Below are 26295 nucleotides of genomic sequence, written 5' to 3' on the forward strand. Positions count from 1 at the left end.
ACGACCGCCCACGGCATCAGCAGCGCCATCAGCGTGACCAGACCGGTATAGGTGATCATCAGGTGGAACGGCAGCGCCAGCGCCGCGGTCGCGTTGTGACCGTCGAGCCAGGATCGCTGGCCCTTGGCGCGTCGCAGCGTGAAGAAGTCCTTGAAGATCTTCTTGTGCGTGACAATCCCGCTGACGATCGCCACCAGCATCATCATGGTCGCGAACCCGACCAGCCACCGCGCCCAGATCACCGGCATGTAGTGGAGATCGAAGTGGAACCGGTAGAAGAACTCCCCGCCCCGCGTCTCGCGCGGCTGTGCGACCTGTCCGTCGGCACCGATCAGCGCCTGCGTGTCGCTGCGCCCTCGCCTGCCCCGCCTGCCACGTTCTTCGCCGGGCTTCGGTTGCGGTACCCAGAAGACTTGCGCACCGGTTGATCGTTCGGTCGCCACCGGAATGATCCAGCTCTTCGCGTCCGGTGCCTTGCTGGCGAGGAACGCCTGCGACCCAGCCAGCACGCGCATCGGCTGCTCAACGCGCGCGATCTCGGGCCGCATCCAGCGGTTGAGCCCCTCGCGCCAGAACGCGATCGTGCCTGCGACGAACACGAGGAACAGTATCCAGCCGAGCAGTAGCCCGGACCAGGTGTGCAGGAACGCCTGTGATTGCCTGAAGCCCTTGCTCATAGCCGTCCCGTTGCGTCGATCGAGACCCATGTGGTCATGGCCGCGATCCCGGCGGCGGCCACGAGCGTCCAGATCGCCCGCCAGCCACTGCGCGCGGCGAACGCCCACATCGCCGCGAACGCGCACAAGACGAGCGCGATCAGCGCGGCTGTAACGCTCGCCTCGGCACGGTCGCCGGGCAGCAGCCGCGCGATCGCCATCGCCCACAGGCTCGCCGTCGCGTAAGCAAGCGGCACCGCAGCGACGACGCGCAGCGCGATATCGCCACGCCGCGCCCAGCGCGCGCGAGCATGCGCGTCGCCGGCCGTCATTCGAAGCTGTACCGAAGCGTCGCGAACGCCGTGCGCGGGCTGCCGTAATAGTTGCCGCGACCGGTCGCCGCGATGCGGGCATAATAGGTCTTGTCGAGCACGTTGGCGACGTTGACCGAGACACCCACTCGCTCGCTGAATTTGTACCCCGCGCGCAGGTCGAGCACCGCATAGCTCGGCTGGCGGACGATGGTGGAGCGGGTGCGCAGCGTGCCATCGGCGTTGAACACCGCCGCATTGCCGCCGTAGGTCGAACTGAACCACGTTACGCTGCCGCCGAGGCTCGTACCCGCGAGCGGACCGTCGACCGGGGCATAGTTGGTGAACGCCTTGATCATGTGCTTGGGCACGATCGGCACCAGCGACAATCCTTCGAACGCGGCGGTTTGGTCCTCCAGATACTTCGTTTTGGTATAGGTATAGCCGCCGTTGATCCGCCAGCCCGGCAGAATCTCGCCCGTCGCTTCGGTCTCGATCCCCCGCGCACGCACCTTGCCGGTCTGCAGCACGACCGTCGCGATGTCGGGATCGTTGAACAGCCGGTTGGTCTGCGTGATCTGGTACGCCGCCGCTGAAAGCAGCAGCCGGTTGTTCATCAGCGAGAGCTTGGTACCCGCCTCATATTGCGCGCCGATCAGCGGTTCGATCTGCCGCCCGTCGGGACGGGCGCGCCCGACTGGTGCCGCCTGCGGCGTAAAGCTGTCGGCGTAGCTCGCGTAGAGATTGAGCTGCGACGTTACATCCCAGACGATCCCGGCATAGGGCGTGAAGCGGTTATCGACTCCGTAGCGCGTCGCTGGCGGCAGGATACCGCTCGGCGTCAGGCGCGTGGTCGTCGTCGTATCCCACCATGTCACGCGTCCGCCACCGATGAGCGTCAGGCCGGCGACCGGGCTCAGTCGCATCTGCCCATAGATGCCGTATTGCTCGATATCGGTACCGGTGCCGCCATAGACCTGGAGCACGCAATTGGCGGGTGCCGGCGTGATCGCGGTGCTGGAACTTGGACAGGTCGCCCCCGTCCCCTGCACCGGATAGTATGGCGACGCGCCATACGGGTTCAGGGGCGGCTCGAACGGCGATACCGAGTTGTACACGTCGATCCGCGCATAGTTGGACAGGCGCGTGTTGTACGACGTGCCCGAACTTGCCTGATAATCGGTGCCGAGGATCAGCGTCTGGTCGCGGCCGAACAGCGGGAAGCTGCCGATGCCGTTGAAGTCGAACGACCGCGTCTGCTGCTTGCTGTCGCCGCGATAGGCGATGTGGCTGGTCGAACCATTGGTCGCGGTGACCGGCTGGTTGCCGATATAGCTGTAGATGTCGACGCGATCGACGTCGGTGAACAGCCCGGTCGCGCGCAACGTCCAGCGATCGCTGATCTTGTGCGCCAGTTCGGCAAACCCGGTCCAGGTCTTGGCATTAAACCGGTTCCAGTCGGCGCCGAGATAGGTCGACCGCTTTACGTCGAGCAGCCGTCCTTCGCTGCCGTCAACGCCGCCAATGATGCCGGGCAGGCCCGACTGCACCGCCGGGCGGAAGCGGTCGTAATAGCCGCCGACGGTAAGCGTGGTGCGATCGCCGATTTCCAGCGACCCGACCGCGAACCCGCCGATGCGGTTGCGGTGCGCGGTGGCGAAGAACTGATCCTGGTCCTGTGCCATCGCGCCGAACCGCAAGCCCACCTTGGTGCCGATTGGCGTCGAGACGTCGAGCTCGAACCGGAGATTGTCATAGCTACCGGCGCCCGCACTTGCCTGCACCCTGAACGCGTCGAGCGGTCGCTTGCGCACCATGTTGATGCTGCCCGCCGGATTGCCTGATCCGCTGAACAGGCCAGCTGGGCCGCGAAGCACCTCCAGCCGGTCGTAGAAGAAGAGGTCCGGCACTGCGGACGGAAAGTTGAACGCGAAACTAGGCACGCCGTCGATCAGGTAATTGGTAATCGCAAACCCGCGCGAGAAAAAGGCCGGATCCTCGCTGCCGACGCCGTTGACGGTGACGCCGTTGGTAGCGGTCAGCGCATCTTCCAGCGTGAACAGATTTTGTGCCTCGATCTGCTCGCGATCGATTACGGTGATGGTGTTCGGCGTATCCTTAAGCGGTGTCACGGTCTTGCCGACTTCGCGACCATAGCTTTTTCCGAGAACCATAATCTCGTCGGACTTTTGCGTATCGTCCGATTTGGCAGATGCTTTCGCGGTCCGTGGCTCTTCGGCCACTGCCGGCAAAGGACCTCCGACAAACGCTGCACTCGCCAGCAACATACCCGAAAAACTCATACTGAACCCCCGTTGAGGGGGGGCGTGTAGAAGAAATGCTTTTGCGAGTCACTATCAATCTAACGTTCTTGTCATAATTGCTGAAAGGATGGTCTTCTAGGGCAGGTGCGGCCAAACACCCCTTGCGTGAGTTACCGTGCATGATCGAAGCGTGGGCCTCCCCAACGCGCTATCTCGATACGCGACAGCGCAGCGCTAATTGCCGCGATGACCGCGCGTTATCCCGACGCCGGCATGGGCGTGGCGTTGCAGGTCGGCGCGAAGGTCGCGACTGGTGAAATGAAGTGGGGCTGAGCACGGACAGCCTCGAGCAATCCCGGCACCAACCTCCCTGCATATGAACCGCAGGGTGTGCCCAGCGGTTGATCCGGGGTAGCGCCACCTCGTGGAAAGGGTGGCGCGATGGCTGACTAGGCGGCAGACGCCTTTTCGACAGCCTGACTCAGGAACACGGCCACATTAGCGATGGCCTCGCGTCCTTCGGCCAGCTCGGCTTGGAACATGTGCCAGACGTGGAACATGTCCGGCCATACCTCCAACGAGACCCGTACACGGTTCTCACCCAAATGGCCCGCAAGCCGGATGGCGTCGCTCAGCATCAGTTCGCCTTCGCCGATCTGTACGAGAATAGGCGGCAAGCCACGAACGTCCGCGAAAACGGGCGATGCCTCGGGGCTGTTCGGCAACGCACCACCCAGAAAGGTTTTGGCCATCAGGTCGAGGCCGGCCTTGGTGTTCAGCTTGTCCAGGCCTTCGCGATTGAACATCGAAGCACCGGTGTGCTCGAGGTTCGCCCAAGGCGAGAGCGCGGCGCCACCAGCCGGCAGCGGTACGCCGGCATTTCGGGCCATGACCATCACCGAGACGACCATCGCACCGCCCGCGGAGTCGCCGGCGAACGTCACCGAATTCGGGTTCTGCCCTTGGTCGATCAGCCAGCGATAGGCAGCGAACGTGTCTTCGATCGGAATGGGGAATGCATGCTCCGGCGCCAGTCGGTAGTCCGGCAGGTAGACGCGCGCCTTCATCGCCTTTGCGAACGCAGCCGCCAGCCCGTGATAGCCACCCGGCCCACCGACGATGTACGCCCCGCCGTGGATGTAGAAGAGTACACGATCGCCCTCGACTTCTTCCGGGGTGATGAGCGTCGCCGGTACCGTCTGAGACAGGCGCTACTCCGGTAATTAAAGCGACCAGCCGCCATCCACGGAGATTGCGGCACCGGTGACGAACCCACCAAGATCTGCGCTCATCCACAGCACGGCGTCGGCGATCTCCTTGGGCTTTCCCAGACGACCAACCGGCTCGAGGTCGATGGCTTTCTGGATGTCACCGTTGGTAAAGCGATCCATCATCGGCGTCTCGATGTTGCCCGGCAGGATCGCATTCACGCGGATATTCTGTTTTGCATAATCGAGCGCGGCCGATTTCGTCAGACCGATGATTGCATGCTTGGAGGCTGCATAGGACGCTCCGCCCGCCACCCCCCGGACACCAGCCCCCGATGACGTGTTGACGATCACGCCGCTACCCTGACGCACCATCTGCGCAAGCTCGTGCTTCATGCAGACGAACGTGCCACGCAGGTTGATGTCGAGAATTCGGTCCCATTCGTCGACTTCGATCTCGGCGACCGGCGCTGCCTTGTTCTCGACTCCGGCATTGTTGAAGGCGATGTCGAGCCTGCCGAAGGTCTCGATCACCTGCCTGATCGCTGCCTCGACCTGTTCGGGCTTCGACACGTCACAGGCAATGGTCAGGACCTGTGCGCCTGCGTTCCTCACAGCATCCGCGGTTTCGGAAAGGGCATTTTCGGTTAGATCCAAGATCGCGACGCGTGCGCCCTCGGTTGCGAAAGCAACGGCCGTCGCGCGGCCGATGCCGCTAGCGGCACCGGTGACGAATACGACCTTGTCGGAAAAGCGATGGGGATTAGGCACGAAACATACTCCGGGTTTGATGGGTAAATGGCGGCCGATCAGCCATTGCAATGCGCAGCACGCATATCCGGAACGCCGAGCATGAATATCTTGGTCACCGGAACTTCGTAACCGGCGAGATCGTGGTTCACGAAAAAGCCGAAGCGCTTGTCGATCGCCATGTCCTCCATCAGCGCCGCACCGACGCCCATCACCATGCCACCGATCACCTGGCTACGCGCGGTCTTGGCGTTGAGGATGCGTCCCGCCGCGCAGACCGCAAGCATGCGCCGTACTCTAACCTCGCCGGTATAGGCGTCGACCGCGACCTCGGCAAAATGCGCCCCGAACGTCTGCTGCTGGAACTGATCCGCGAGCTTGGCGAACTCCATCAGGTCTTCGACCACTAGTTCGCCATCTTTGCGGCCGGACACCCAGTCCCGCATCTGGGCGGACTTCGCAGATGTCACTGTCAGTGCCGACGGTAGCGCCGACTGGACCGCCCGAGGCCCTGCAGGTGGCGAATATCGATGGCGTACCTCAGTTCATGACATAGACCAGGGTTTGATTCGATGGTCCTCTGGTAAAGGCGCTGACATCGCCAACACTGGCACGCTGGCGTTCCAGACGGCGCCTGGTGATCGCGGCACAGAGCTCCACCTCGGCGTGCGGTTCGATCCCCCGGGCGGCATCGTCGGCGAGGCGATCGGCAAGCTGTTTCACATCGTTCCCCGCGAGATCGTGTCCAAGGCGCTCTACAGGTTCCGTGCCTTGGCGATGACCGGTGAGATCCCAACCACCGACCCCCAACCTGCCGCCCGCAAAGGCGGCACCGATCGCTAGGAGAAACCAGATGCGTGCACTCTGCTGGAACGGCGTCAACGACCTTCGTGTCGAAACCGTCGACGATCCTGAAATCCTCAACCCGAATGACGTCATCCTAAAGGTCCGGCTTTCGACGACCTGCGGTTCGGACCTGCACCTCATCGACGGCCTCATTCCAACGATGAAGGCTGGCGACGTTCTTGGTCACGAGTTCATGGGTGAGATCGTAGATGTCGGACGCGCGGTGACGAAGGTGAAGCGCGGCGATCGTGTTGTCGTGCCGTCTTTCATTTCCTGCGGGCAATGCTGGTACTGCCAGCACGACCTCTACTCGCTGTGCGACACCACCCATCCCAAGCCCGAGCTACAGGAGCCGCTGTTGGGCTATCCGACAGCCGGCATCTACGCCTATTCGCATGCGTTTGGCGGGTACGCCGGAGCGCATGCCGAATATGTCCGTGTGCCCTTCGCCAACACCGATTGTTTTGTCGTGCCGGACGGCGTTTCCGACGAGGCGGCCCTGTTCATTTCCGACGCCGCCCCCACCGGCTTCATGGGCGCGGATTTTTGCAACATCCAGAGGGGAGACGTCGTCGCCGTCTGGGGTTGCGGCGGGGTGGGCCTGATGGCGCAACAAGGCGCCATGATTCTCGGAGCCGAGCGGGTGATCGCGATCGACCGGTATCCTGAACGCCTCGCTCAGGCCCAGGCGTTTGGCGCAATCACGCTCGACTACACACAGGTCGATGTCGTGGAAGCACTGAAGGAACTCACAGGGGGACGTGGCCCCGATGCGTGTATCGACGCAGTCGGCATGGAAGCGGGTGGCACGGGCCTCCAGAACGCTTACGACAGGGTCAAACAGGCGCTGTATTTGGAAACCGATCGCGGCACCGCTTTGCGTCAGGCCATACTCGCCGTGCGCAAGGGCGGCACGCTCTCAATCCTTGGCGTCTACGGCGTGATGGACAAATTTCCGCTGGGGGTTTTGATGAACAAAGGCGTCACTGTTCGGACAGCGCAGCAGCATGGCCAGGCCTATGTGCCGCGATTGCTCGAGCACGCCCAACGAGGCGAGCTGACGCCGGCAGCGCTGGCCACGCACCACTTCTCGTTGGAAGAGAGTCCAACGGGCTATCACATGTTCAAGCACAAGGAAGATGGCTGCCTGCGGGCTGTGTTTTCGCCTTCAACAGCTTAACTTGAGGCTAAGGCACGGTAACCGGGGCAAGAATCGCATGGGAAGGGCTCTTGCTCCTACCAAGATCACAAGATCGAGGCTGCGGTTCACAATTGCAAAACCGGGCACACCCGATTTATCGAATGGTCATGACAAAACTGCTGCCCTTGCACCGATTTGAACAATTTGGCTTGCTTAGCGAAGCTGAGCGCGAGGCAGTTTTGGCTCTGCCGGGTCGGCCATACACGATCGACCGCGGCCAAACCATTCTCCGGGAAAACGATGAAGCAAGAGGCTTCTACCTGCTTCTGTCGGGCTGGGCCGCGGTATGGAACGTCATGCCAGACGGCGGGCGACAGATAGCAAAGATCCATTTGCCGGGCGAACCGCTTGGAACACCAAGCATGGCAATGAGGCGCTCGACCGAGAATGTGTTAGCAATAACCGAGGTCGTGATCGCTAATGTGCCTCTCGCTCGCTTTGGCGCACTGTTTGAAACACACCCACGCGTTGCCGCCCGATTTTTGTTGAGCGTTCAGCTGGAACGCATCGTACTTATGGATCGCCTTGCCGCGATCGGTAGAGTAGGGGCCAAAGCAAGTGTGGCTTCCTTTTTACTCGATATTAAAGAACGTTTAGAGCCGATTGGCCTTGTGCAAGATAACAGTTTTGACCTAATGGTAACTCAAGAACAGATAGGCGATGTACTTGGTCTTACTTCTGTACATGTAAATCGCGTTCTTTCATCGCTAACGTCTCGGGGGCTTATTGAGCGCAATGGAAGGCGTTATCGACTGCCTAACGCCGATTTGCTATCAGCCACTGCGGCCCGGCCTGAGCGGCAACCTTTTCCCGATCAAGATTGGCTGCCTGCCGCACGCTAACGGTCGTCATCGAGCCTCAACAAACCGGACTTAGGCGCTAGGCACAGGTGGGTGAACGCGCCCCTCCCCTACAACTTCCGGCCAGACGCAATCCCCGCCATTCCTGGCGCCAATTCGCCTCCCCAACTTCCGACATTCATTCATCGGCCACGTGCGACATGCAGCGGCGCTAGGATGGCGAAAACCAGGACTCTTCCGCCGTTCCAGAGCTCTAAGTTAAACGGCGACTTTCGTCAGAAGCCGACATGCAGCACTTGCCTGACCGGGAGGGCCGAGTGTCAAAGAGTGGACCGGTTGCGGACAGGCCGCTCTCAGCGACCTTGACTAGCTTAGCTTCCGGTCGGCTGCCGCCCCGCCGATGCCGGTGACGCGAGTTCCGACGCTCAATCAGGCGGATACAGTCACGTTCTGGCGCAGGAGGGCGTGCATGGCTTCACGCTCGTGCAGACGCCTTATTCCGCCGACAAGATCGCTAAGACGCTACGGAAGGCGATTCGTTAGCGTCGACGGTCGGCACGACTACCGGTTCCGTTACACTCTGTCAGGTCAGGCAACTGCTGCGGCACGGTGGCAAGAATAGCTAAATCGAAGACACTCTTCCTCAGAAGTTGCTAGCTTTCCAATCGCACCTTTAAAAGTTTCCAAAACCCCATTACAAAATCTGAGTAGCCGACGAGTTTTCCAAACAAGCGTCGTGAACATCTACTTGTTCGACCTTGAGGGCGGCAACGAATCTAGGCCGATTGTTCGCCTGCATTCGAAACATTCGACCGTAATGGCGCCCGCAGATTATAAACCATTACGCAGCCCGATCCTCATTTCCCCGCTGCACTTCACCGTCATCCTTGCGAATGAAACTGATCTTGCCCTGCGTCTCAAGGATCGCCCAAGCTACGTCCTTCATGTGCGCGATACCGGCCAGTCGCATTTCCGCCTCGACTTCGCCGCGCGTTATCCTGTCACGCCGCAGGTTCGCCGTGATCAGCTCACCATCGCGTATTACCACTTGAGGACGACCGTCGAGCAGCGTTTCCAGCCGCGGCGACAGATACGTCGCCCAGCTCATCACCAGCGCCCAGAAGGCGAAGGTCGCAATCGCGAGGATAGATCCGGTCAGGCTGAAGTCGTTGTGTGTCACGCCTTGCTGGACCAGATCGCCCATCACCACAATGACGACGAGTTCGAAAGGCGTAAGCTGGCCGATCTCGCGCTTCCCCAAAAGGCGGAGCAGCAAGTATAGTGCAGCGAACGTGACGCTGGCGCGTAGGACGATATCCATTAGGGAAGCACCGGAATTGAAACCCGTTTCTCGGTCAGCCTGACATCGTCGTCGAGCAAGGTGATGGCCCCGACAATACGGCCGAGCAGCGGTGGATTGGTCTGGCCGTCAATTTTGATTTCCAGCGTCTCTCCCGTCTTAAGCGTGGCATAGCTGAAGCGGAACTGTCCGTCCTTGAAGCTCTCGTCGGCAGCAGCGGGAATGTGACTGTTGATCGTGAGATCACGCCACAGCGATGCGTCGAAGCCGATGACAGGCTTCGCTATATCGCGCCGCGCGACCACGCGGATACGCGTTTCGAAGAAAAGCCCGCTCCGTAGCGGCCGGGCCAACTTCACCTCGAGCGATGCAGCTGGCGCCCTGACAACAGCAACCGGTGAGGGCGCGCCACCAAGAATCCCCGTCATCGCGATTGCCACCAATCCGCCGAGGATCAAGAACGCGAGTGGGCTGGCATGTGCGCGCAAACCGTTGACGGTTTTGGCGTGGTTCGCGTCTATTCCGTCCGGGAAAGTTTCGTGTTTCTCCGCCATTGCGTCATTCTGCTTTTTCGTGGCGTACCTGGCAACCACCGGCACTTGTGCATGCTCGATAATTGATGTGGGCTAAAATGACATCGCGTCTGATTGCGAAGCCTGATCGGGAAGGCTGTCACTGGCCCTCTGCCCTCGAAAATCGTCGATCAGAAACTGCGCCTTACCGAGAGACCATGTCCTGCGGTGCAGGGCCGCGGTCCCGTTTGGATCTTTAATCGAGAAGCCTAACGTCACCAGTATTTTGAGATTGCTCGAAACTGATCGATCGCGTGCTGCGGCCCTTCGCCTTCCTCGGCATGTACCAGGCAATGATCGATGTGATTGTTGATGAGAGCCCGCTTGGCGCTGGCGATGGCATTCTCGACCGCCTGGAGTTGCTGAGCGATATCGACCCTGACTGGCGGCCCCACCGTCCTCGCAGATGACGATGGCGGATCGTCCGGCGATGGAGCCTGCCCACTCCGGCATGGTCGCGACCGATCGGCGTAGGACCGCCGGAAGTGTATTTCGGACCGTGTCCGGACCCAGATCGATGACGATCGGAGCGTTCGGCGTCCCTGATGATACGGGCAAGCTTGTCCACGGTGATGGCATGTAGCGCAGGCATGATGCGTCCTCAGGTAGAAGGGACGCGATACTTCGGCCTGTCGCCTCGTGGGGAGATCGCAGTCCCCATGTCCGCAAAAGGCATTCCGCAGCTCGATCTGTCAAGCCTCTCGTATGACCGTATCACCTGGGCGTGTTGGCCGGGTTCCTGCCGAGGAGGGCGTTCGGAGCGCTCGCCGCCAGATGAGGTTCGGTGCCCAACCTAGTGCGCCGTCGAGAGCGTGACTGGGGCGGCGAGCATCCACAGGGCCATCGCCACCATCATCACGTTCTCGGTAAGCGAAATGAAGCCGAGCGGCACGTTGCTGTCCCCGCCCACGCAGGCGCATTTCAGCTTGCGCTTGTCGATATAGACGGCCTTGACCACCGACACGGCTCCAATCGTCCCGATAACGAGCGCGATGGGTACCGACAGCCAAGTTAGCGCACCGGAGATCATCAGCACGCCCGCACCACCTTCCGCGAAAGGGTAGATGTAGGAATAGGGAACCCAGCGTTTGGCGAGCAGATCGTAATTTAGGAACATGCTCGAAAAGCTCTCGACGTTCTGAAGCTTAAGCAGCGCCAGTACGCACATCGAGAAGGCGATGAACCATTCGCCCGCTCGGATCGTGAACGGCGTGCCTAGCACCGCATAGCTGGCAGCGAGCGCCATCAGTGCCGTCACTGCAAACAAGACGATTACTGGCCGGTAGGTTACGGCCTTGGGATCACGGACAGCCTTGCCGAAGAAGCGGCGCAGATCGTCATAGCCCCCCACTCGCTCGCCCGCGATGAAGGTCTGCGGCGTAGTCTTGACCCCATGCTTTGCCTTGAAGGCATCGGTTTCTTCGCGCGTTTTCAACCAGTGATCGTCCACCTGATACCCTTCGCGGCGCAGCAGGTCTTTCGCCTTGAGGCCATAGGGGCAGGTGTGTTCCGGCATCACCATCCGGTAGATCTTCGCCTGTCTGGCGGGGGCGGTCGCCATGTCGCTTCTCCAGCTTGTTTACCTCGCCTATATAGGGTCCGTACCACAGTACGGAGTCAAGGCATGGCAGACATGACGATCGCAGGACTGGCGCGCGAAGGCGGCGTCGGCGTCGAAACGGTGCGCTATTATCAGCGCCGCGGCTTGCTCGACACGCCGGCCCGGCCGGACGGTGGCGGCGCGGGCGGCGGTATCCGGCGCTACGGTTCAGACGATGCGCGCCAGCTTCGCTTCATCCGATCAGCCCAAGCCGCAGGGTTTACGCTTGAGCAGATCGGCGAACTGCTGGCGCTGGACGCGACCAACGATCGCGCCCGAGCGCGCGAACTTGCCAATGAGCGCATCGGCGCGCTGGACGAGAAAATCACGGAGCTTGAGCGGGTACGCGCCTCGCTTCGCCGGCTCGCGCGCGAGTGCAGTTCCGGTTCGGAAGGCCCCTGCCCGATTTTAACAGCGTTCGATCATATCGACCGGTTGGACGCTGCGGCACTGACGGTCAGATGAGCGAGTTCGTGGACCGGCTCGAAGCGCGAGAACGGTTTTAGGTGTCACAACCGTTCGAGACTGTTGTGACACTGCCTACGATAAGCGGGTTTCTACAGGCTCGCAGGTGTCAAAAGCTAGTGTTAGAATGTCTGCTACGGGATCGGCGTTTTATAGCCCTCGATAACGGAAATATGGACCCGTACGAGCCCAGCTCGAGGTGAACAAACGGTCGCTTGCGCCATCCGAGCGCCCTGAGCGGCCGGGCCGTAATCCTTTCCTTTATCGCCGTTCAGCCGTCTGCTGTTTAAAAAACCCAGTCGCAATCACGACTGTGCGACAAACTGGTGTTTTCGGACAGTCTCATCTTGATCGTCGTAAAACGCCATCGCCAACCCTAATTGGCGACTGTCGTGTGTTTGTCGTATAGTCGCGCTGAAACCGTATTTCCTACACATATGACCGTTGAACGACGATAATAGAAAGGGAACTGGAGCGGCAGGTTTCGAGCGGCCGAATTGCGTTAGCCATATCGCGGGGCACTATCGTCGGACGGGATGGTGGGTTTTAGGCGTAGCTCGATCAAATGGCCAAACGCGCAAAGCATGCGCTCGCAATTTCTGTAAGCGCGCTCGCAGACCACAGGGACTTATTTCCGTCATGGTACCAATCTAACGCCTGCCTTGAACGAATTAACCAGACAGCAACATCGGCTAACATCTGACCAATTAGAGATTTCTTCAAACCGTAGCGGTTGCGATACCGCTTTACGCAACTACGACCTTCTTTCAGGTTGGCTTCCCAGAGAGGAGTCGGAAGAACAGTATGTTAGAGTATCGCGTGTATGTTATTGATAACGGCGGTAGAATTGTTGAGCGTATCGATCTGGAATGCCCAAATGATGCGGAAGCTGTCTCGGGCGGAAAGGCATACGCACTAAATAAAGATGTAGAAATCTGGTGCGGCCAAAGAGTAGTTACTGTTATTCATCCTTCAACCTGATTGATAGCGTCGAAAGACCTTCTCTACAATTCGCCGAGGGGCAGAGTCATTTGCCAGCCGAATACGTGTTGTGTATGATCCCAACTTGCCTTCTCGAATAACGCCATCCGGCGCTTGTGCATTTTGAGAAGCAAGGCTAGATCCCTAATCGGCCGGTCAATATTTTTGGCGAGGCTTCCTCTATATCGAAAGTTTCCAATACCCTGCCGTCGTGATCGGTGATTACGAAGCGATGCGCCTCAATGTCATGCCCGGCCAAGATTGCTGTGGCCCACAGCTGCCGCGCTGCGCCGCGGGCCTCCTCTCGGAAGAGCCATCTATTGCAGTTCTGGCCGCGCATCATTGCGAGCCGCTACACTTAGGGACCGGCTAGAGGATGTTCGGAATCGTATGCTTAGCGCCCCCGACCGCCCGATTGGGATAATGAAATGGGAAAGCGCGGGCGTTTCTGCGCCTAAACGTTTATCGAGTGTGCTCCACCTTCGCCAAAGGAGGCGTTCATGCAGATTGCGGTTCTGACGTTCGATGGGTTCAATGAACTGGACTCGTTCGTTGCGGCAGGAATCCTGAACCGTATGAAGGCACATGGCTGGGCGGCGCATATCACCTCGCCAACTGAGGAAGTCACGTCCATGAACGGTGTGACAGTCCAGCGCCAAAAGCCGTTGGAGTTCGCTGCCGACGCCGATGCCGTGCTGATTGGCAGCGGCATCAAGACGCGTGAGATTGCGGCCGATGCCGGGCTGCTATCCCGGATCAAGCTTGATCCATTGCGCCAACTCATCGGCGCGCAATGCTCTGGGACGCTGCTGCTTGCCAAGCTCGGGCTGGTAGGCGATCTTCCTGCCTGCACCGATCTTACGACCAAGCCTTGGGTGATCGAGGCGGGCGTGAAGGTGATCGACGCGCCATTCGTCGCGCACGGGAATGTGGCGACCGCAGGCGGATGCCTGGCCTCACAGTATCTCGCCACATGGATGATCGCACGCGGCGCTTCGATGCGCGATGCGGAGGAAGCGATGCACTATGTCGCGCCGGTCAGCGAAAAAGCGCTTTATGTCAATCAGGCGATAAGTGTCGTCGCCCCCTTCATCCTTGGAGAGGCGGTTCTGGCGGCTTGACCCTCTAGGTGTAGCGACTTGCAATGATAATCGCCCGGAACTCAGATATATGGTCCGGACACTGAACTGCGCACTGTCGATGTCCATTGGGCCAAAATTTCTCCCGGCACTCGAGCGCATGCGCAACGACTAAGCAGTTGGAATTTCAGGTATTGCACCAATCACACTGCCTCAAAAGGCGTTCGACTCATCGCACTGACGTCAAAGCCTGACCGTCCGTTCATGTTAATGAAATATTAAAATTACAACGCTGGCGGTGCCGAAGGGCGGCATTTTAACTAGCGAACAAGGGGACCGAAATGCGTTATTGGATCTTCGACAAGCCAAACAAGTAATTAGCTCGCCCGGCTTGCGAAAGCCGGGCGTTTTATATGTGAAGCCGCAGCAGGTTTGAATACGTTACTGATGCGGATTTGCCTGGCTGGCAGTACCCCGTCTCCAAGCATCGTAGCCCTCCCTAGTCAGGTTGGACGGTTTGATCATTAAGTATCGTGCTGCTATTGTTGCAGGTGCGTAGGATTTAGACGCCCCGCGCTAGCCCTCCAGACGCTTTAACGTCGTAAGCAATGGTCAGGATCGAAACACTTTCGCTCTGAGGGTAAAAACAAGGCTAGTCGCGGGCAGTATTCCTGCCATATCTCGTACATGATGATTCTGTACGGCGTACTCGCAATCGTTTGGGGCCTCCCAATCGCTATTATTTTGGCAACCTCGGTCGGCTATGGCGTCTCTCCTCGCTTCGCGCGGTTTATGCGGATACATCTTGGGCTCTAATGCCACCGATCAGCGGCTGAGCTAGCTCAATTAAAAGTACGACCGTTCAAGGCCCAATCGAGGCAACGCCCGATACGTAACAAGGCGATTTGCGACGCGCAGTCCGAAAAGGTCAGCAGGCTTTATATCCTACAGCCCTATGAGTAAGGATCGCGCGCGCCCAGCTCCCGCTCGTCAGCGTTAAGCGCGATAGCAAGGTGGCGGCGCTAGCCTTCCGTTAGGCGCCGTGACTTACCCCGATTGACGAAGTGGTTCAGGTAGGCGACTTTACGCTCTATCATCGTTGACAGGCTAGCTAGGCTCCTGCCCTGCTCTCGGGCGAGCTGGTAGTCGAACTCGCGGGGATTGCATTTTTATAGCGCATCCAGGCATCGAATCAGTGGTACACCTGAGCTACATCATTCCTGCGGGGGCTGGCCCCTCTCCTGCCTGTACGGCCATCGTGATGATGTGTTCGATAACCGGCTCCGGAATGGCGTTGGCCACGTCGAGCCCGAATTGATCATAATAAGACCAGGCTACCCAACCAGAGTACGTAGCGAGCCCCGGTATATCGATTGAGAGAAACCGCCCGACAGTTACCCCGTATTTTGAGCGAACCTTGAAGCCCAGGGTAGACACGTTTTGAATGATTGCCGGATGCTTATCTGCAAGAGACGTGATGAGCACGGCCGGGAGGCGCATGCCCGTTCGGTCTGCGTGCCGCCGATCAAGCGAATCTTGGTCTGCACCAGCCACCGGGCGGCGATAGGTGTTCATGGGGCTATCGTCCGTCAACGTCTCTAAGGTCCGGTTAAGTCCCAATTTAACCTCGTTCCATGAAGCATTGCAAAGGCCCACCGTCCCTTGCAAGTTCTCGTTATGACACACGTGCCATGGCAACACCTTCTGAACGATCATTCCGCGGGTCGGGTTAATGCATCCGCCCGTCTTTGATCGTGTCGACAGCAGCAGCAACGCGCGCCCAATCGCCGACGTCAGCTTCAACACCCACGATCTGCAACAAGGTATCGACCATCGGCTTGAACCGCCCCAGGTTTGCCGGAGGCTTTGGGTTGTCAGTCATGCTGCCATATCGATGTTGTCTGCGGCAGCATAATATTGATCTTCGGCTTCGGCAGGCGGGATGTTGCCGATGGGCTCCAGCAGTCGACGACGATTGAACCAGTCGACCCATTCGAGCGTGGCGTACTCGACAGGTTCGAAGCTGCGCCAGGGTCCGCACCGGTGGATCACCTCGGCTTTGGAAAGTCCGTTGATCGTCTCGGCCAAAGCATTGTCGTAGCTGTCGCCGACACTGCCGACCGACGGCTCGATGCCGGCCTCGACAAGGCGCTCGGTGTACTTGATAGACAGGTATTGCGATCCGCGGTCGCTGTGGTGAACCAGGCCGCCCCGATGGGTCGGACGGCGATCATGGAGCGCCTGTTCAAGCGCATCTAGCACGAAGCTGGCGTGCGCCGTCCTGCTGGCGCGCCAGCCTACGATCCGTCTGGCGTAAGTGTCGATGACGAAGGCGACGTATACGAACCCCGCCCAAGTCGCGACATATGTGAAGTCCGACACCCAAAGCCTGTTCGGCGCTGGTGCGAAGAACTGGCGATTGACGTGATCGCGCGGGCACGGTGCCGCCTTGTCGCTGATGGTCGTACGCACCGGCTTGCCCCGGATCACGCCTGCCAAGCCCATCTCGTACATCAGCCGTTCGACGGTGCAACGGGCGATCACAAAGCCCTCCCGCATCATCTGCCGCCATACCTTCCGCACCCCGTAGACCGCAAAGTTCTCCGCGAACACGCGAGCGACCTCGGGCTTGAGAATCAGATCCTCACGCGCCCGTGCCGACATACGCGATGGATCCTGTCGCTGCGCGACGTGTTCGTAGTAGGTGGATGGGGCGATCGGCAGGACACGGCAGATCGGCTCGACCCCATAGGCATCGCGGTGATCGTCAATGAAAGCGATCATCTCCGGAACGGGCGGTCGAGCTCCGCCTGCGCGAAATATGCCGATGCCTTGCGCAGGATCTCGTTGGCTTGCCGCAGTTCACGGACCTCGCGCTCCAGCGCCTTCACCTTGTCGGCCACCTCGGTCGGAACACCGCCGCGCTTGCCGCTATCGACCTCGGCCTTCTTCACCCACTCATGCAGCGTCTGCGGAACACAGCCGATCTTCTCGGCAATCGATACCACGGTCGCCCACCTGGACGGGTGATCCCGCTCGTGATCGAAAACCATCCGCACCGCTCGCTCGCGGACTTCGGGCGCAAAATTGTTGGTCGTCTTGCTCGTCATGGCTCCACCTTCTCAGGAGTTGGAGCCTCCGACAAACCCGGGGCGGTTCAGCTCTGTTACAAATATTCTACGTGCCCCGACGATCGTCATCGCCTTAAGCCAAACTTTACGAGTGCTCACCATTGCCCGAGCTTAGGCCTCCTAATCTTGATGGTCAGCGCATCCGCTATCGGATCGCCTTCATTCCTATCGGTTTGCTCGTCCGCCTTTAGCGGACTGCGGTCATTTTGGATCTTGATGACATCGGAAAGCACTGGCGGTGTAGTCATACCGCAAGACTATGCGCGGTTAACCGATCTAGGCAAGCTGCCACGCCTTACGAACCAAGACACCTCCTCAATCGCGTCCAGCGCCGTAGCGAAGCGCGTCCAGTCGTCATGATGGGGATCATCTCCTGGGCTTTGCGCAGCGTCTCGATGACAGGGCTTCCGAATGACGCCTCAAGGCCTAACGTCGCGGCTCGAAATAACTCATTGCTACTTTATGGACTGCATATCGTTTCGCTTTGAGGCATATTTCGTTGGTTCATAGGCCGTTCGTACGTGATAGATGTTATGAGACGCGAGATTAAGACGTCGAATTTTAGGTGCTCGTGGTCGTACACGCATTCCGTTGGGACAGTTTTTTTGCAGACCTCTGGTGCCCCACTTTCGCCAATGCTCGAGAAGTTCTTTTTAAACACAGTCCTAACGGAGGATGATCGTGCGGCCATAATGGCGCTGCCGTTTTCGTTGCACTCTTACAATCCCGGTAAGCACATCATAAAAGATCGCGCAATCTCTGCCGACTTTCAAGCACTGGTATCTGGCTTTGCTATTGCCTATAAAACCACGAGCGATGGATTTCGCCAGATTGTCGGCTTCCTACTGCCAGGCGACATAATCAACATCCAGCATATGCGTCTGATCGATGATGATTGCAGCGTGCAGGCGACAATGCCCTGTATGGTAGCCGTGATAGACGAGACGTTGATCCGAAATTTGATGTCCAAGCGCCTGACGATTTCGAATGCGATAATGGCGAGCGCTTTGATCGAAGCGTCGATCTCCCGCGAGTGGATTGTGAATATCGGACGCCGTAATGCTCGAGCTCGGATAGCGCATCTGTTCTGCGAGCTAGCGACGAGGCTCGATCCATGCGGGCTAGCACAAGGTCAGGCATTTAAATTGCCTCTGACGCAGCAACAGATTGGCGACGCAGTCGGATTGACAGCGGTTCACGTCAACCGGACGATCAAGGGCTTGATAAAGGACAGTATTCTCGAGCAGGACCAGCACCTTATTTCATTTCCCAACTGGGATCTGCTGAAAAAAGTAGCAGGCTTTAACGACCGCTACCTGCACCTCAACAAGCGGATCACGGCACTCGGACACTACCAATGACGAACCGCGGAACCGCCTCCGAACTGAAAATATCTGCCGGCATGGGCGCGTGCATAGCCCGACGGAAAACAATTAGATTTGACAGTTTTCCGCGGAAATCTCGCCGTGCTGGAGAAACAACTCTGCTAGAAAGCGTGATGCGGACGTCTGCGCGCTTAAGCCCTCTGTCAGCTCTCGCATGGATCATACCTATATGGGTAGGGCTCTTCATTATCGATGCTGTGACAGGCCCCCTCTACTCGCTTAACTCGGCCTATCTTGTTCCGCTATGTCTAACAACTTGGTGCTTCGGACGGGTTGCCGGCCTTATAGCCGGCACCTCGGCAATTATCACAACGTTATACTTAAATGGCTTCGCCGATCAACTGTCTGCTAAGGCAGCCTCTGTTACTGCTGCAGCGGCTGCTTGGAATGCCTCAATGCTTGTCCTTGGAGTGATTTTTATAATCCTTCTAGTGAGCGCCTTCCGTCGAGCGTTCGACCACGAGAGCAAAAACGCATTGATGGACCCCCTAACGGGGCTGGGCAACCGGAGGTCCTTTCAACGTGAGGGCAAGCGGCAAGAGTCTTCGGCTGCTCGAGATCGCAGGATCCTATTGTGCGGCGTGATTGACCTGGATGGATTCAAGGCGGTTAACGACCAGTATGGCCATGCCGCAGGCGACGAGGTGCTGCGTATCGTCGCCCATGCACTTAGCGCATCCGTTAGGCCTTACGACGTCACTGCACGCCTTGGAGGTGATGAATTTGCGTTTTGCTTGACAGTTCGAGACGAAGCCGCGGGCGAACGAAAGTCCAGCAGGATCCATCAGGCGTTGATGACTGCGCTAGAAACCTCGCAGTGGCGTGCGACGTGCAGCTTGGGCGCTGCAACGGGCAGCAACTTTGAGCAGGCTATGCGAGTCGCTGACAGGATCATGTACGAAGCCAAGTCGTCAAGCAGATCTACTATACCATCATGATTATAAATAAAATATAAGAAATAAAGGTAGCCGCTTTCATCAGTTCAAGGCAGATGACGGGGCTATATTCAAATCTGACTCAGAGGCGTGACCAATCTAGTGGACGGCTCGCCCGTCCATTTCGGAACATACCCATCCACACAACATGCAGTTAACGCACCACCTGACGCACGAGCCTCACACATTCAATCCTTACGCTAAAGTTCGAGTGTGATTATAATCAGTCAGGTTTAAGCCGCAGCCCAGCTTCCCTCATTGCCACCTGCCCTAGGGCTACAGCGCTCGCATCTATAAGCGAATCTGCAAGTTTGATAGCCGCTGCGGGAGAAAGGGTTAGCGCGATTCCCGCTCCTTCGAGCCGAACGCAACTTTTCCAGGGCGTTGCGGTAAAGCACTCAGTATCCAGTACGACGACCATCCAGCTCCTATCGTCAAGCTGCGGGTGCCTGAACGATCTAACGTAACATAAATCAAATTGGTTATGGGATTTATCTTAACGCCACGGCGACTGTGTCCGGATCTCGCCAGCATCCAACGCCCATCGGGCGACTGAACTCGGAGCGTCTAATGCCACAGAGCGATCAGGTCAGCGCGACCTCGCGTGCTATGTTAAAGGTATGTGCCGTCGCACTTGCTCGTTTGCGCCGCCTATTTTTGCTCGACCGATCCGCGCAATCTATCGGCATCAGCCCGTCTGAGGGTCACGGATTCAGCCTCCGCACGAACGCGCCCACTGCAATAACCGCTGTTACTATCACCCAGCCTTCCCACGTTCGGGGTATCCAGCCTATGCCAGCGGCCTTTGGCTCAAACCATGTTCTGGGGTCGCTCATATTGGCTCCATCACTGTCGAATCGTCGGCGTTCGACGCAAGGGTAGGCCTCGCAGTAGGGCCATCAAGACCCTACAATTCGACGTCGAGGAGCGGGCCACCCCATAGGGAGTGTCACCGTAAAAGCAGGTTTGTGGCGGTACCCGCCGTGTGTTGTAGCCACTCACTTGATGCGTACCCACCTGAGGGGGAGAAAGTCACTGCCAGATCGACCGTGTTGACCTTTGCACTACATCAGCCTTTTGCAGCATCTGATGGGATCGGTGTTGCTCAAATGCCGTCTGTCATGGGAGAGGCGCGAGTGTCCCGAAACCGCACAATGGTTGGGTGGTGGCCTGTTTTCAAGCAATATACCAGTTTGCATAGCTCTATGGTCCCCATTACTCTTTTCTAAGGTATCAAGTAAAAGGGGGCAATCATGAAGCGTTTACTTCTTTCGACAATGGAATTCGTATCCGCATTCGCGATGGCCCCAGCGGCTCACGCAGTTAACTTCACTCCGAACGACCCGGAATTCACCGTCAGTGGCAATATAAAGAATGGTACCGTTTCGGCAGACTTCGGCCGTGCGGGCATCAAGTCGGGTGCATTCACGGATACCTTCAATTTCATGATCGACCAGGCCGGTCTGGCTAGCGGTACGCTCAGCACGAGCACGACGCGGTTCTTCAGCCTGACCGATCTCGACATCCTGTCGGTGTTCATCAAGGGCTTGGCGGCGTCGAAGACTGTTGTCGGCAAGGCCGAACTTTTTGAGATCAACAACGTGGCGATCGCCTCGGGTGCGACGAACAAGATCGTCGTGAACGGCGTCTCGCGGGGCAACGGCTCCTATGCCGGCACCGCAACGTTCGAGCCGACGGCAGCAGTTCCCGAGGCTGGTACCTGGGCAATCATGCTGTTCGGGATCGGCGGGATCGGCGCATCGATGCGCGTTCGTCGTCGGCAGGCGAAGATCGCATTCGCCTAAGCACAATTCAAGTTGGTCCCAGCGTCCATCTTTGGGAAGGCAGCCGTCAACCTCAAGAGTTGGCGGCTGTACTTAATTGAGATCCGGCGCGCTTCGGTCCGCGGAAAAATCGATGTAGCGCGACGCGGCGACGGCACAGGCTTCTGCAGCTGCGCCGCGCGTTACTTTCCGAGTTGGCGTCGATGAAAGATGGCGGGGGCCAACTACCAGCGTTCGATTGTCGACCCTCTTAGGGTCAGGACTCATCGGTCATAGCCAGAAGATGACGGTGGCCGCGAGCGCGACCGCATAGAAGAGGGCGGTTGAGCAGCGGTCCTAGCGAGTGGCGACGACGCCAATCCTTCAGACGGCCAAACATGATCTCGAGGCGGCTGCGACGCCGGTAGCGGCGCTTGTCGTATCTGACCGGCTCGTCGCGCGATCTGCGGCCCGGAATGCAGGGCGCGATAGCCATAGCGGCAGGCTAGCCGTCGCTCAGATGTGCGCCAACTATTTCCTGGCCGCCCAACTTGCGCGTGAAACGCAAGGGCGGGTCGTCGTATTAACCCTTGGCCGCCGAATTAACGAATATCCGCTTGTTGCGACCGTCACCAAAAAGCGGCCATTCCAGTTTCCACCACCAATTCTTGCCGTTCAGCTGCCGGATGTGCGAAAAACTCGGTCGCAATCACCATTGTGCGACAAACAGGTGGTTTCGGACAGCAGCCTCTCCATCGTCGTAAAACACTGTCGCCAACCCCCAGTTGCAAATATCGTGTGTTTTACTTCGTCTAGAGAGCGTACCTGTCATTCTCATGACTTGAGACGACGCCATTTACGGAAAGCGGTTCGGGAACGGTCTTTGGGGAAGCGGCCTACAGCACGGGCCGTTCACTAGTCGCTGTTGCCCGCCGTTCTCTTGGCGGGTCCATTTCGGAAAGCAGCAACGCCGCTCTGGCAGCTATCAAGCCGTCGTGCCCGAAAGCGATTGAATCATTCACTACCAGTTGCGCCGTTCACTGTCCGTTCGCTCCTAACGTACGCGAGGTCCACTTCCGTGTGCAGGCTAGTGCGGCAGCCTCCCCTACCGTGAATCTTCGCCCGATATTGTACAGGAATCATGATGGATGGCCGGATATTCATGGTTAATATGACGCAAGTTAACCTGCAGCTATAAAGTGAGTTTAGAACCGTTAAGGTTTTGATCGTAAGCGTAAACGCGAAGGAGTTCGTGTGCGCAACCAACATGAAACGTCCCGCCTGGACGCGCTGCAGCAGCTAAAACTACTGGATACTCCGGCAAGCGAGAGCTTCGACCGTATAACCCGGATGGCGAGCCAGATCTTTGGTTTGCCGGTGGCTGCCGTATCGCTGACCGATCACGATCGGCAGTGGTTCAAGTCGCGCGTCGGCATCGATCATTGCAGCATTCCACGCGCCGGTGCTCCATGCGCGCAGGTTGCCGAGTCTACGCAAGCGTTAGTCATCGAGGATCTGCTCGAGGACCTTGATTATGCCGAAAGCCCTCTCGGTCGTGCCGGTACCCGCTTTTATGCTGGCGCACCGCTGGTGACCAATGACGGGTATGGCCTCGGTGCTTTATGCGTATTGGGTACAGAACCACGCAAAGCGTCATCCGCAGAACTTGCCGCTCTCACGGACCTAGCCGCCATGGTCATGGCGCAGATCGAACTTCAGCATGCTTTCGGTAGGATTGATCCCGTCAGCGGTATGCCCACGAGAAACCAGTTTCGTGAAGATCTGATGGACTTGACGCGAGACTATGCTGGAAAGCAGTACTTTGCCGTCGTCGTGGACCTAGCCCGCGAAGATCAGATAAGCAGGATCACGCGCGCCATGGGATCCGCCCGCGTTGACCAACTAGTTCATGAGGCAGCTCAAGCGCTGCAAGCCGCGCTTGGCCCGCACCGATACGCCTATCAGGTTGGCACTGCACAATTCGCTTTTATCTCGCCATCAAACGTCGAGCAATCGGGTTATATTGAGCTCTTGCGAACAAATTTCGCATCCATGCGGGCTTCGTCGTCGGTCCGGTTTGTCACGAACGTAACAATTGGCGTCCGATCCTTCATTGCCGGGTCGGTATCGGTCGATGACGTTATCCGTGGGGCCATGAGTGCTGCTCAAGATGCGAGGGATACGGAAGGATCAATTGCGCTGTATTCACCGGTAAGCGACACCGCGCATCGCCGCCAATATAGCCTCTTGGAAGACTTTGGCGCGGCGCTCGAGGCGGGTGACGAGCTTCGCCTCGTTTATCAGCCTCGGATCGATCTTTCCACGGGCCGCTGCGTCGGTGCCGAAGCGCTACTGCGATGGCGTCATCCAGTTCTGGGCGAGGTGTCGCCTGCGGAATTTATTCCGATCATCGAACAGACGTCGCTTGCTCGACCTACTACGCAGTGGGTTCTTGATACGGCAATGGACCAGCTGGCGGCATGGCGACGTGGTGGGCTGGCGATCACGCTATCGGTCAATATCTCGGCCGCTAACCTTGGCGAAGCAGACCTTAGTGAAAGGATTACGACTGGACTGATCCGGCGTGAGCTACCGTTTGGCAGCTTAGAAATTGAGCTGACCGAAAGCGCGATCATGGAACAGCCCGATCAGGCACTAGGCATGCTGCAGAGCTTCAAAGATGCAGGCGTATCCCTTGCTATCGATGACTTTGGTACCGGGCATAGCAGCCTGGCCTATCTGCAACGTCTGCCAGCACAAATCGTAAAAATCGATCAGACGTTCATACGCGACCTGACCGGAGCGACAGGATCCGACTTTGTTCTTGTGGAAACGATGATCGGCTTGGCTCATAGGCTGGGCTACCGCGTCGTCGCAGAAGGCATCGAAACCGCCGAGGCGGCCGTCATTCTGGAAGAGCTTGGCTGCGAAGAAGCTCAGGGTTTCTGGTTTGCCCGGCCGATGGAAGCCGACGGGTTTGCCACCTGGCTCTTAGAGCGGCAACGGTCCGCCCAGCCTATGTCGTGTGCCGTCTAACGGTACGGACAGGCTCTACAGATATGCGGGCATTCTTTCAAAACGAAGCGTCAACACTGCCGATCTGTCAAATAGTTAACCCTCCTAAGGCATGACGCTTCGTTGAGGAGCTACTGATCGTGTCACCAACAAACGTAGATTTCGAAACGGTCGTACTGCACGACCTTGAGACCATGAGCGAAGCAGACCGCGATGCCTTGCCGTTCGGAGTCGTCGGCTTTGCCGCTGACACCATCGTACAGGTTTATAATGCAACTGAGGCTCGTATGTCAGGGCTAGATCCGGCCACGGTGGTCGGCGTCCCGTTCTTTGACGCTGTTGCGCAGTGCATGAACAACTTCATGGTGGCGCAGCGGTTCGAAGACGAACCGGAAATCGACGACATATTTCCGTACGTCCTGACGCTCCGCATGCGGCCGACCAGGGTGCGCTTGCGCCTGCTCGCGAGCGCAGAAATGCCGCGCCGCTACCTGCTCATCGAACGCTGAGGGCAAGCCGAATGACCGATACGTCGGGTGAGGAAGAACTCCTCGAATTCCTATATGCCTGCCCCATCGGGCTAATCGAATGCGACGCAGCCGGCGAGATCGGCTTGATGAACCCGCACGCCATGCAGCATCTGCTGCCGCTGGCGGGCTCGCGTGGCGTCAGCAACCTGTTCTCGGCGTTCGAACATCACGCCCCGGAACTGCGAAGCATGGCAGAAGCCTTTGCACTGCCTACGGGACGCATCTGCGACGGCCACCGCATCTTCGTCGACCTCGGGCCGGGCAAGAGCGGTACCACGCCAAAGGTCCTCGCCTGTACGTTCGTCAAGCTCGCCACGGATCGATTTATGGCAACGCTCACCGATATTAGCCACCAGGTTGTTCAGGAAAACCGCCTGCGCCAGGCCGATACCTGGTTCGCCACGCTACTCGACGGGGTCAACGGCTATGCCGCTCTGACGATCACGCCAGACGGGCAAATCGCTGCAGCCGACACCTGCTTTGCCCGGCAGACGGGGTATGAGCCGGCCGACGTTACTGGTCATAACCTTGCCGATGTTCTCAGTACAGATCTGCCCGGCGGCGATCTGCGTCTGGACGAGCAGCTGGCGATCGCAGTTCGTGAGGGCTGGCATCTTCAGGAAGGGTGGCAGCAACGCGCCGATGGCGAGCGCTACTGGTGTCAGCGTCTCGTTGTCGCTCGGTCGGCACGCGACAATGCGACCTTACCCCGATTTTCAGTTGTGCTTCGTGATGTACCGCGTCGCGACGCGGCGACCGAAGACGTGCGGCGTCTCCTGACATGCGACCATCTGACCGGCGCGGCAAATCGACGACATTTCAGTCAGGCGATGGCACGCGAACAGCAGAGCTGGCGCGAACTTCGTCAGTCGCTGTCGCTGGTCGTACTCGATCTCGATCACTTCAAGGCGGTCAACGACACGCACGGCCATCCGGTAGGCGATACGCTTCTATGCCGGGTGACCGAGGCATGCATCGCACTCTTGCCACCACGTGGTATCTTTGCGCGCTTGGGAGGCGAGGAATTTGGGGTTCTACTTCCACGCTACGACCGTGATCAAGCCATGGAGCTTGCCGAGCGACTTCGCGAAGCGATTGCCGATGTCGTCATCGAAGCTCAATCAGGCACTCTGCGGGTAACGGCCAGCCTGGCCTGTGCGACCCTCGATGAGACCGAAGGGTCGGTCGAAGGGCTCATCGCGTTGGCGGACAAACGCCTTTATTCCGCAAAGCATGCCGGCCGGAACCGGGTCTTTGTGGTTGAGACCGAGGCAGCGTGACTAAGCACCGCGTGCCACGTTCAGCCGTGCATCGGATTGTGTGCGCCGTCGTCGCGGCCGAGTTCCGCCGTCAGCGCGGTACGGACCATCCTGATGCGGCAAAGGGAGATTGGCCGGCCTCGACGCTAATCAGCGACAACGGGCTGGAGTTGGACTCTATGGAGCAGCTTGGTGCGCTAGGAGCGCTGGCAGAGGCGTTCGACCTCGACGACAGCCTGTTGAG

At 58.6% G+C, this 26295-nt stretch carries 25 protein-coding genes, 2 pseudogenes and 1 other annotated feature; of the genes and pseudogenes, 13 read left to right on the plus strand and 14 right to left on the minus strand.

What is annotated here, in order from left to right:
* The 6 genes and pseudogenes from sphst_RS04560 to sphst_RS04590 all read right to left on the minus strand — a co-directional run.
* A partial coding sequence (locus sphst_RS04560) for a PepSY-associated TM helix domain-containing protein (RefSeq protein WP_199848915.1) occupies positions 1 to 677 on the minus strand: 677 nt, incomplete at its 3' end.
* Complete coding sequence (locus sphst_RS04565) at positions 674 to 988, minus strand: hypothetical protein (RefSeq protein ID WP_107045228.1); 315 nt, start codon at positions 986 to 988, stop codon at positions 674 to 676. The genes sphst_RS04565 and sphst_RS04560, both read right to left, overlap by 4 nt.
* Positions 985 to 3141, minus strand: a complete 2157-nt coding sequence (locus sphst_RS04570; RefSeq protein WP_234387364.1) for a TonB-dependent siderophore receptor — start codon at positions 3139 to 3141, stop codon at positions 985 to 987. Before sphst_RS04570 ends, sphst_RS04565 begins: the two co-directional genes overlap by 4 nt.
* 539 nt (positions 3142 to 3680) lie before the next feature.
* Positions 3681 to 4439, minus strand: coding sequence for an alpha/beta hydrolase (locus tag sphst_RS04580; RefSeq protein ID WP_081877395.1), 759 nt, complete (start codon positions 4437 to 4439; stop codon positions 3681 to 3683).
* A 15-nt stretch (positions 4440 to 4454) separates the two neighbouring features.
* Positions 4455 to 5261 (minus strand): SDR family NAD(P)-dependent oxidoreductase, encoded by an 807-nt coding sequence (locus sphst_RS04585; protein WP_234387366.1) that lies wholly within the window; start codon positions 5259 to 5261, stop codon positions 4455 to 4457.
* Between the two features lie 44 nt (positions 5262 to 5305).
* Positions 5306 to 5599 (minus strand): annotated as a pseudogene (locus tag sphst_RS04590) (molybdopterin cofactor-binding domain-containing protein); the annotation flags it as partial.
* A 154-nt stretch (positions 5600 to 5753) separates the two neighbouring features.
* Between sphst_RS04590 and sphst_RS20315 the strand changes: the two are divergent.
* The 3 genes from sphst_RS20315 (at position 5754) to sphst_RS04600 (ending at position 8078) form a co-directional block, all read left to right on the plus strand.
* On the plus strand, positions 5754 to 6032 hold the full coding sequence (locus sphst_RS20315) for an SRPBCC family protein (RefSeq protein ID WP_159043509.1): 279 nt from the start codon (positions 5754 to 5756) through the stop codon (positions 6030 to 6032).
* 10 nt (positions 6033 to 6042) lie between these two features.
* Entirely contained in the window at positions 6043 to 7215 is a 1173-nt protein-coding gene (locus sphst_RS04595; RefSeq protein ID WP_031392973.1) for a zinc-dependent alcohol dehydrogenase, read from the plus strand.
* Between the two features lie 128 nt (positions 7216 to 7343).
* Complete coding sequence (locus sphst_RS04600; RefSeq protein ID WP_159043510.1) at positions 7344 to 8078, plus strand: Crp/Fnr family transcriptional regulator; 735 nt, start codon at positions 7344 to 7346, stop codon at positions 8076 to 8078.
* Between the two features lie 799 nt (positions 8079 to 8877).
* Here sphst_RS04600 and sphst_RS04605 read toward each other — a convergent pair.
* The 4 genes from sphst_RS04605 to sphst_RS04620 form a co-directional block, all read right to left on the minus strand.
* A complete protein-coding gene (locus tag sphst_RS04605; RefSeq protein WP_031392972.1) occupies positions 8878 to 9357 on the minus strand; it encodes a DUF421 domain-containing protein in 480 nt (159 codons plus the stop codon).
* Complete coding sequence (locus sphst_RS04610) at positions 9357 to 9890, minus strand: hypothetical protein (protein WP_159043511.1); 534 nt, start codon at positions 9888 to 9890, stop codon at positions 9357 to 9359. The genes sphst_RS04605 and sphst_RS04610 overlap by 1 nt, the downstream gene beginning before the upstream one ends.
* Positions 9891 to 10123: 233 nt before the next feature.
* Positions 10124 to 10303, minus strand: a complete 180-nt coding sequence (locus sphst_RS04615; protein WP_081877393.1) for a metal-sensing transcriptional repressor — start codon at positions 10301 to 10303, stop codon at positions 10124 to 10126.
* A 398-nt stretch (positions 10304 to 10701) separates the two neighbouring features.
* On the minus strand, positions 10702 to 11469 hold the full coding sequence (locus sphst_RS04620) for a glutaredoxin family protein (protein WP_031392970.1): 768 nt from the start codon (positions 11467 to 11469) through the stop codon (positions 10702 to 10704).
* Positions 11470 to 11541: 72 nt separating this feature from the next.
* Here sphst_RS04620 and sphst_RS04625 point away from each other — a divergent pair, with 72 nt between their 5' ends.
* The 3 genes from sphst_RS04625 to sphst_RS04635 all read left to right on the plus strand — a co-directional run bounded on the left by sphst_RS04625 (position 11542) and on the right by sphst_RS04635 (position 14075).
* The gene (locus sphst_RS04625; protein WP_442800379.1) at positions 11542 to 11973 is read left to right on the plus strand and encodes a MerR family DNA-binding protein; all 432 of its coding nucleotides are present in this window, start codon (positions 11542 to 11544) and stop codon (positions 11971 to 11973) included.
* Positions 11974 to 12777: 804 nt separating this feature from the next.
* Positions 12778 to 12954: a hypothetical protein gene (locus sphst_RS20320; RefSeq protein WP_159043512.1), complete on the plus strand. Its 177-nt coding sequence runs from the start codon at positions 12778 to 12780 to the stop codon at positions 12952 to 12954.
* 500 nt (positions 12955 to 13454) lie between these two features.
* Positions 13455 to 14075, plus strand: a complete 621-nt coding sequence (locus sphst_RS04635; protein ID WP_031392967.1) for a DJ-1/PfpI family protein — start codon at positions 13455 to 13457, stop codon at positions 14073 to 14075.
* 1167 nt (positions 14076 to 15242) lie between these two features.
* On the opposite strand, the gene sphst_RS04640 is transcribed toward sphst_RS04635, so the two are convergent.
* The 3 genes from sphst_RS04640 to sphst_RS04645 form a co-directional block, all read right to left on the minus strand.
* Positions 15243 to 15608 carry a hypothetical protein gene (locus tag sphst_RS04640; protein WP_159043513.1) on the minus strand — a complete coding sequence of 122 codons (366 nt, stop codon included), beginning with the start codon at positions 15606 to 15608 and terminating at the stop codon, positions 15243 to 15245.
* Positions 15609 to 15762: 154 nt separating this feature from the next.
* Entirely contained in the window at positions 15763 to 15915 is a 153-nt protein-coding gene (locus tag sphst_RS20325) for a hypothetical protein (RefSeq protein ID WP_159043514.1), read from the minus strand.
* Positions 15912 to 17143 (minus strand): IS3 family transposase gene (locus sphst_RS04645; RefSeq protein ID WP_442800378.1). Its coding sequence is split into 2 segments (ribosomal slippage): positions 15912 to 16846 and positions 16846 to 17143, totalling 1233 coding nucleotides; the frame shifts between segments, so codons are not numbered across the junction. Before sphst_RS04645 ends, sphst_RS20325 begins: the two co-directional genes overlap by 4 nt.
* Positions 16743 to 16859, minus strand: a sequence feature (AL1L pseudoknot). (Overlaps the previous gene by 117 nt.)
* 626 nt (positions 17144 to 17769) lie before the next feature.
* Between sphst_RS04645 and sphst_RS04650 the strand changes: the two genes are divergently transcribed.
* From sphst_RS04650 to sphst_RS04660, 3 genes are all read left to right on the plus strand, one after another.
* Positions 17770 to 18525 carry a Crp/Fnr family transcriptional regulator gene (locus tag sphst_RS04650; RefSeq protein WP_159043515.1) on the plus strand — a complete coding sequence of 252 codons (756 nt, stop codon included), beginning with the start codon at positions 17770 to 17772 and terminating at the stop codon, positions 18523 to 18525.
* Positions 18526 to 19028: 503 nt separating this feature from the next.
* Positions 19029 to 19487: a GGDEF domain-containing protein gene (locus sphst_RS21630; RefSeq protein WP_442800380.1), complete on the plus strand. Its 459-nt coding sequence runs from the start codon at positions 19029 to 19031 to the stop codon at positions 19485 to 19487.
* Positions 19488 to 20737: 1250 nt separating this feature from the next.
* Entirely contained in the window at positions 20738 to 21289 is a 552-nt protein-coding gene (locus sphst_RS04660; protein WP_043156118.1) for an FxDxF family PEP-CTERM protein, read from the plus strand.
* A gap of 249 nt (positions 21290 to 21538) precedes the next feature.
* Here sphst_RS04660 and sphst_RS04665 read toward each other — a convergent pair.
* A pseudogene (locus tag sphst_RS04665) lies at positions 21539 to 21737 on the minus strand (IS5/IS1182 family transposase); the annotation flags it as partial.
* 764 nt (positions 21738 to 22501) lie between these two features.
* On the opposite strand from sphst_RS04665, the gene sphst_RS04670 reads away from it, so the two are divergent.
* The 4 genes from sphst_RS04670 to sphst_RS21080 form a co-directional block, all read left to right on the plus strand.
* Positions 22502 to 24283, plus strand: coding sequence for a sensor domain-containing phosphodiesterase (locus sphst_RS04670; protein ID WP_031393137.1), 1782 nt, complete (start codon positions 22502 to 22504; stop codon positions 24281 to 24283).
* 173 nt (positions 24284 to 24456) lie between these two features.
* Positions 24457 to 24771 carry a phosphonate transporter gene (locus sphst_RS04675; RefSeq protein ID WP_051916224.1) on the plus strand — a complete coding sequence of 105 codons (315 nt, stop codon included), beginning with the start codon at positions 24457 to 24459 and terminating at the stop codon, positions 24769 to 24771.
* 11 nt (positions 24772 to 24782) lie between these two features.
* Positions 24783 to 26072: a sensor domain-containing diguanylate cyclase gene (locus tag sphst_RS04680; protein WP_031393135.1), complete on the plus strand. Its 1290-nt coding sequence runs from the start codon at positions 24783 to 24785 to the stop codon at positions 26070 to 26072.
* On the plus strand, positions 26069 to 26295 hold a 227-nt coding region (locus sphst_RS21080), incomplete at its 3' end, for a hypothetical protein (protein ID WP_234387368.1). The genes sphst_RS04680 and sphst_RS21080, both read left to right, overlap by 4 nt.

Origin of the sequence: Sphingomonas sp. STIS6.2, from assembly GCF_000732685.2 — a bacterium.
GTDB lineage: Bacteria > Pseudomonadota > Alphaproteobacteria > Sphingomonadales > Sphingomonadaceae > Sphingomonas > Sphingomonas aerolata.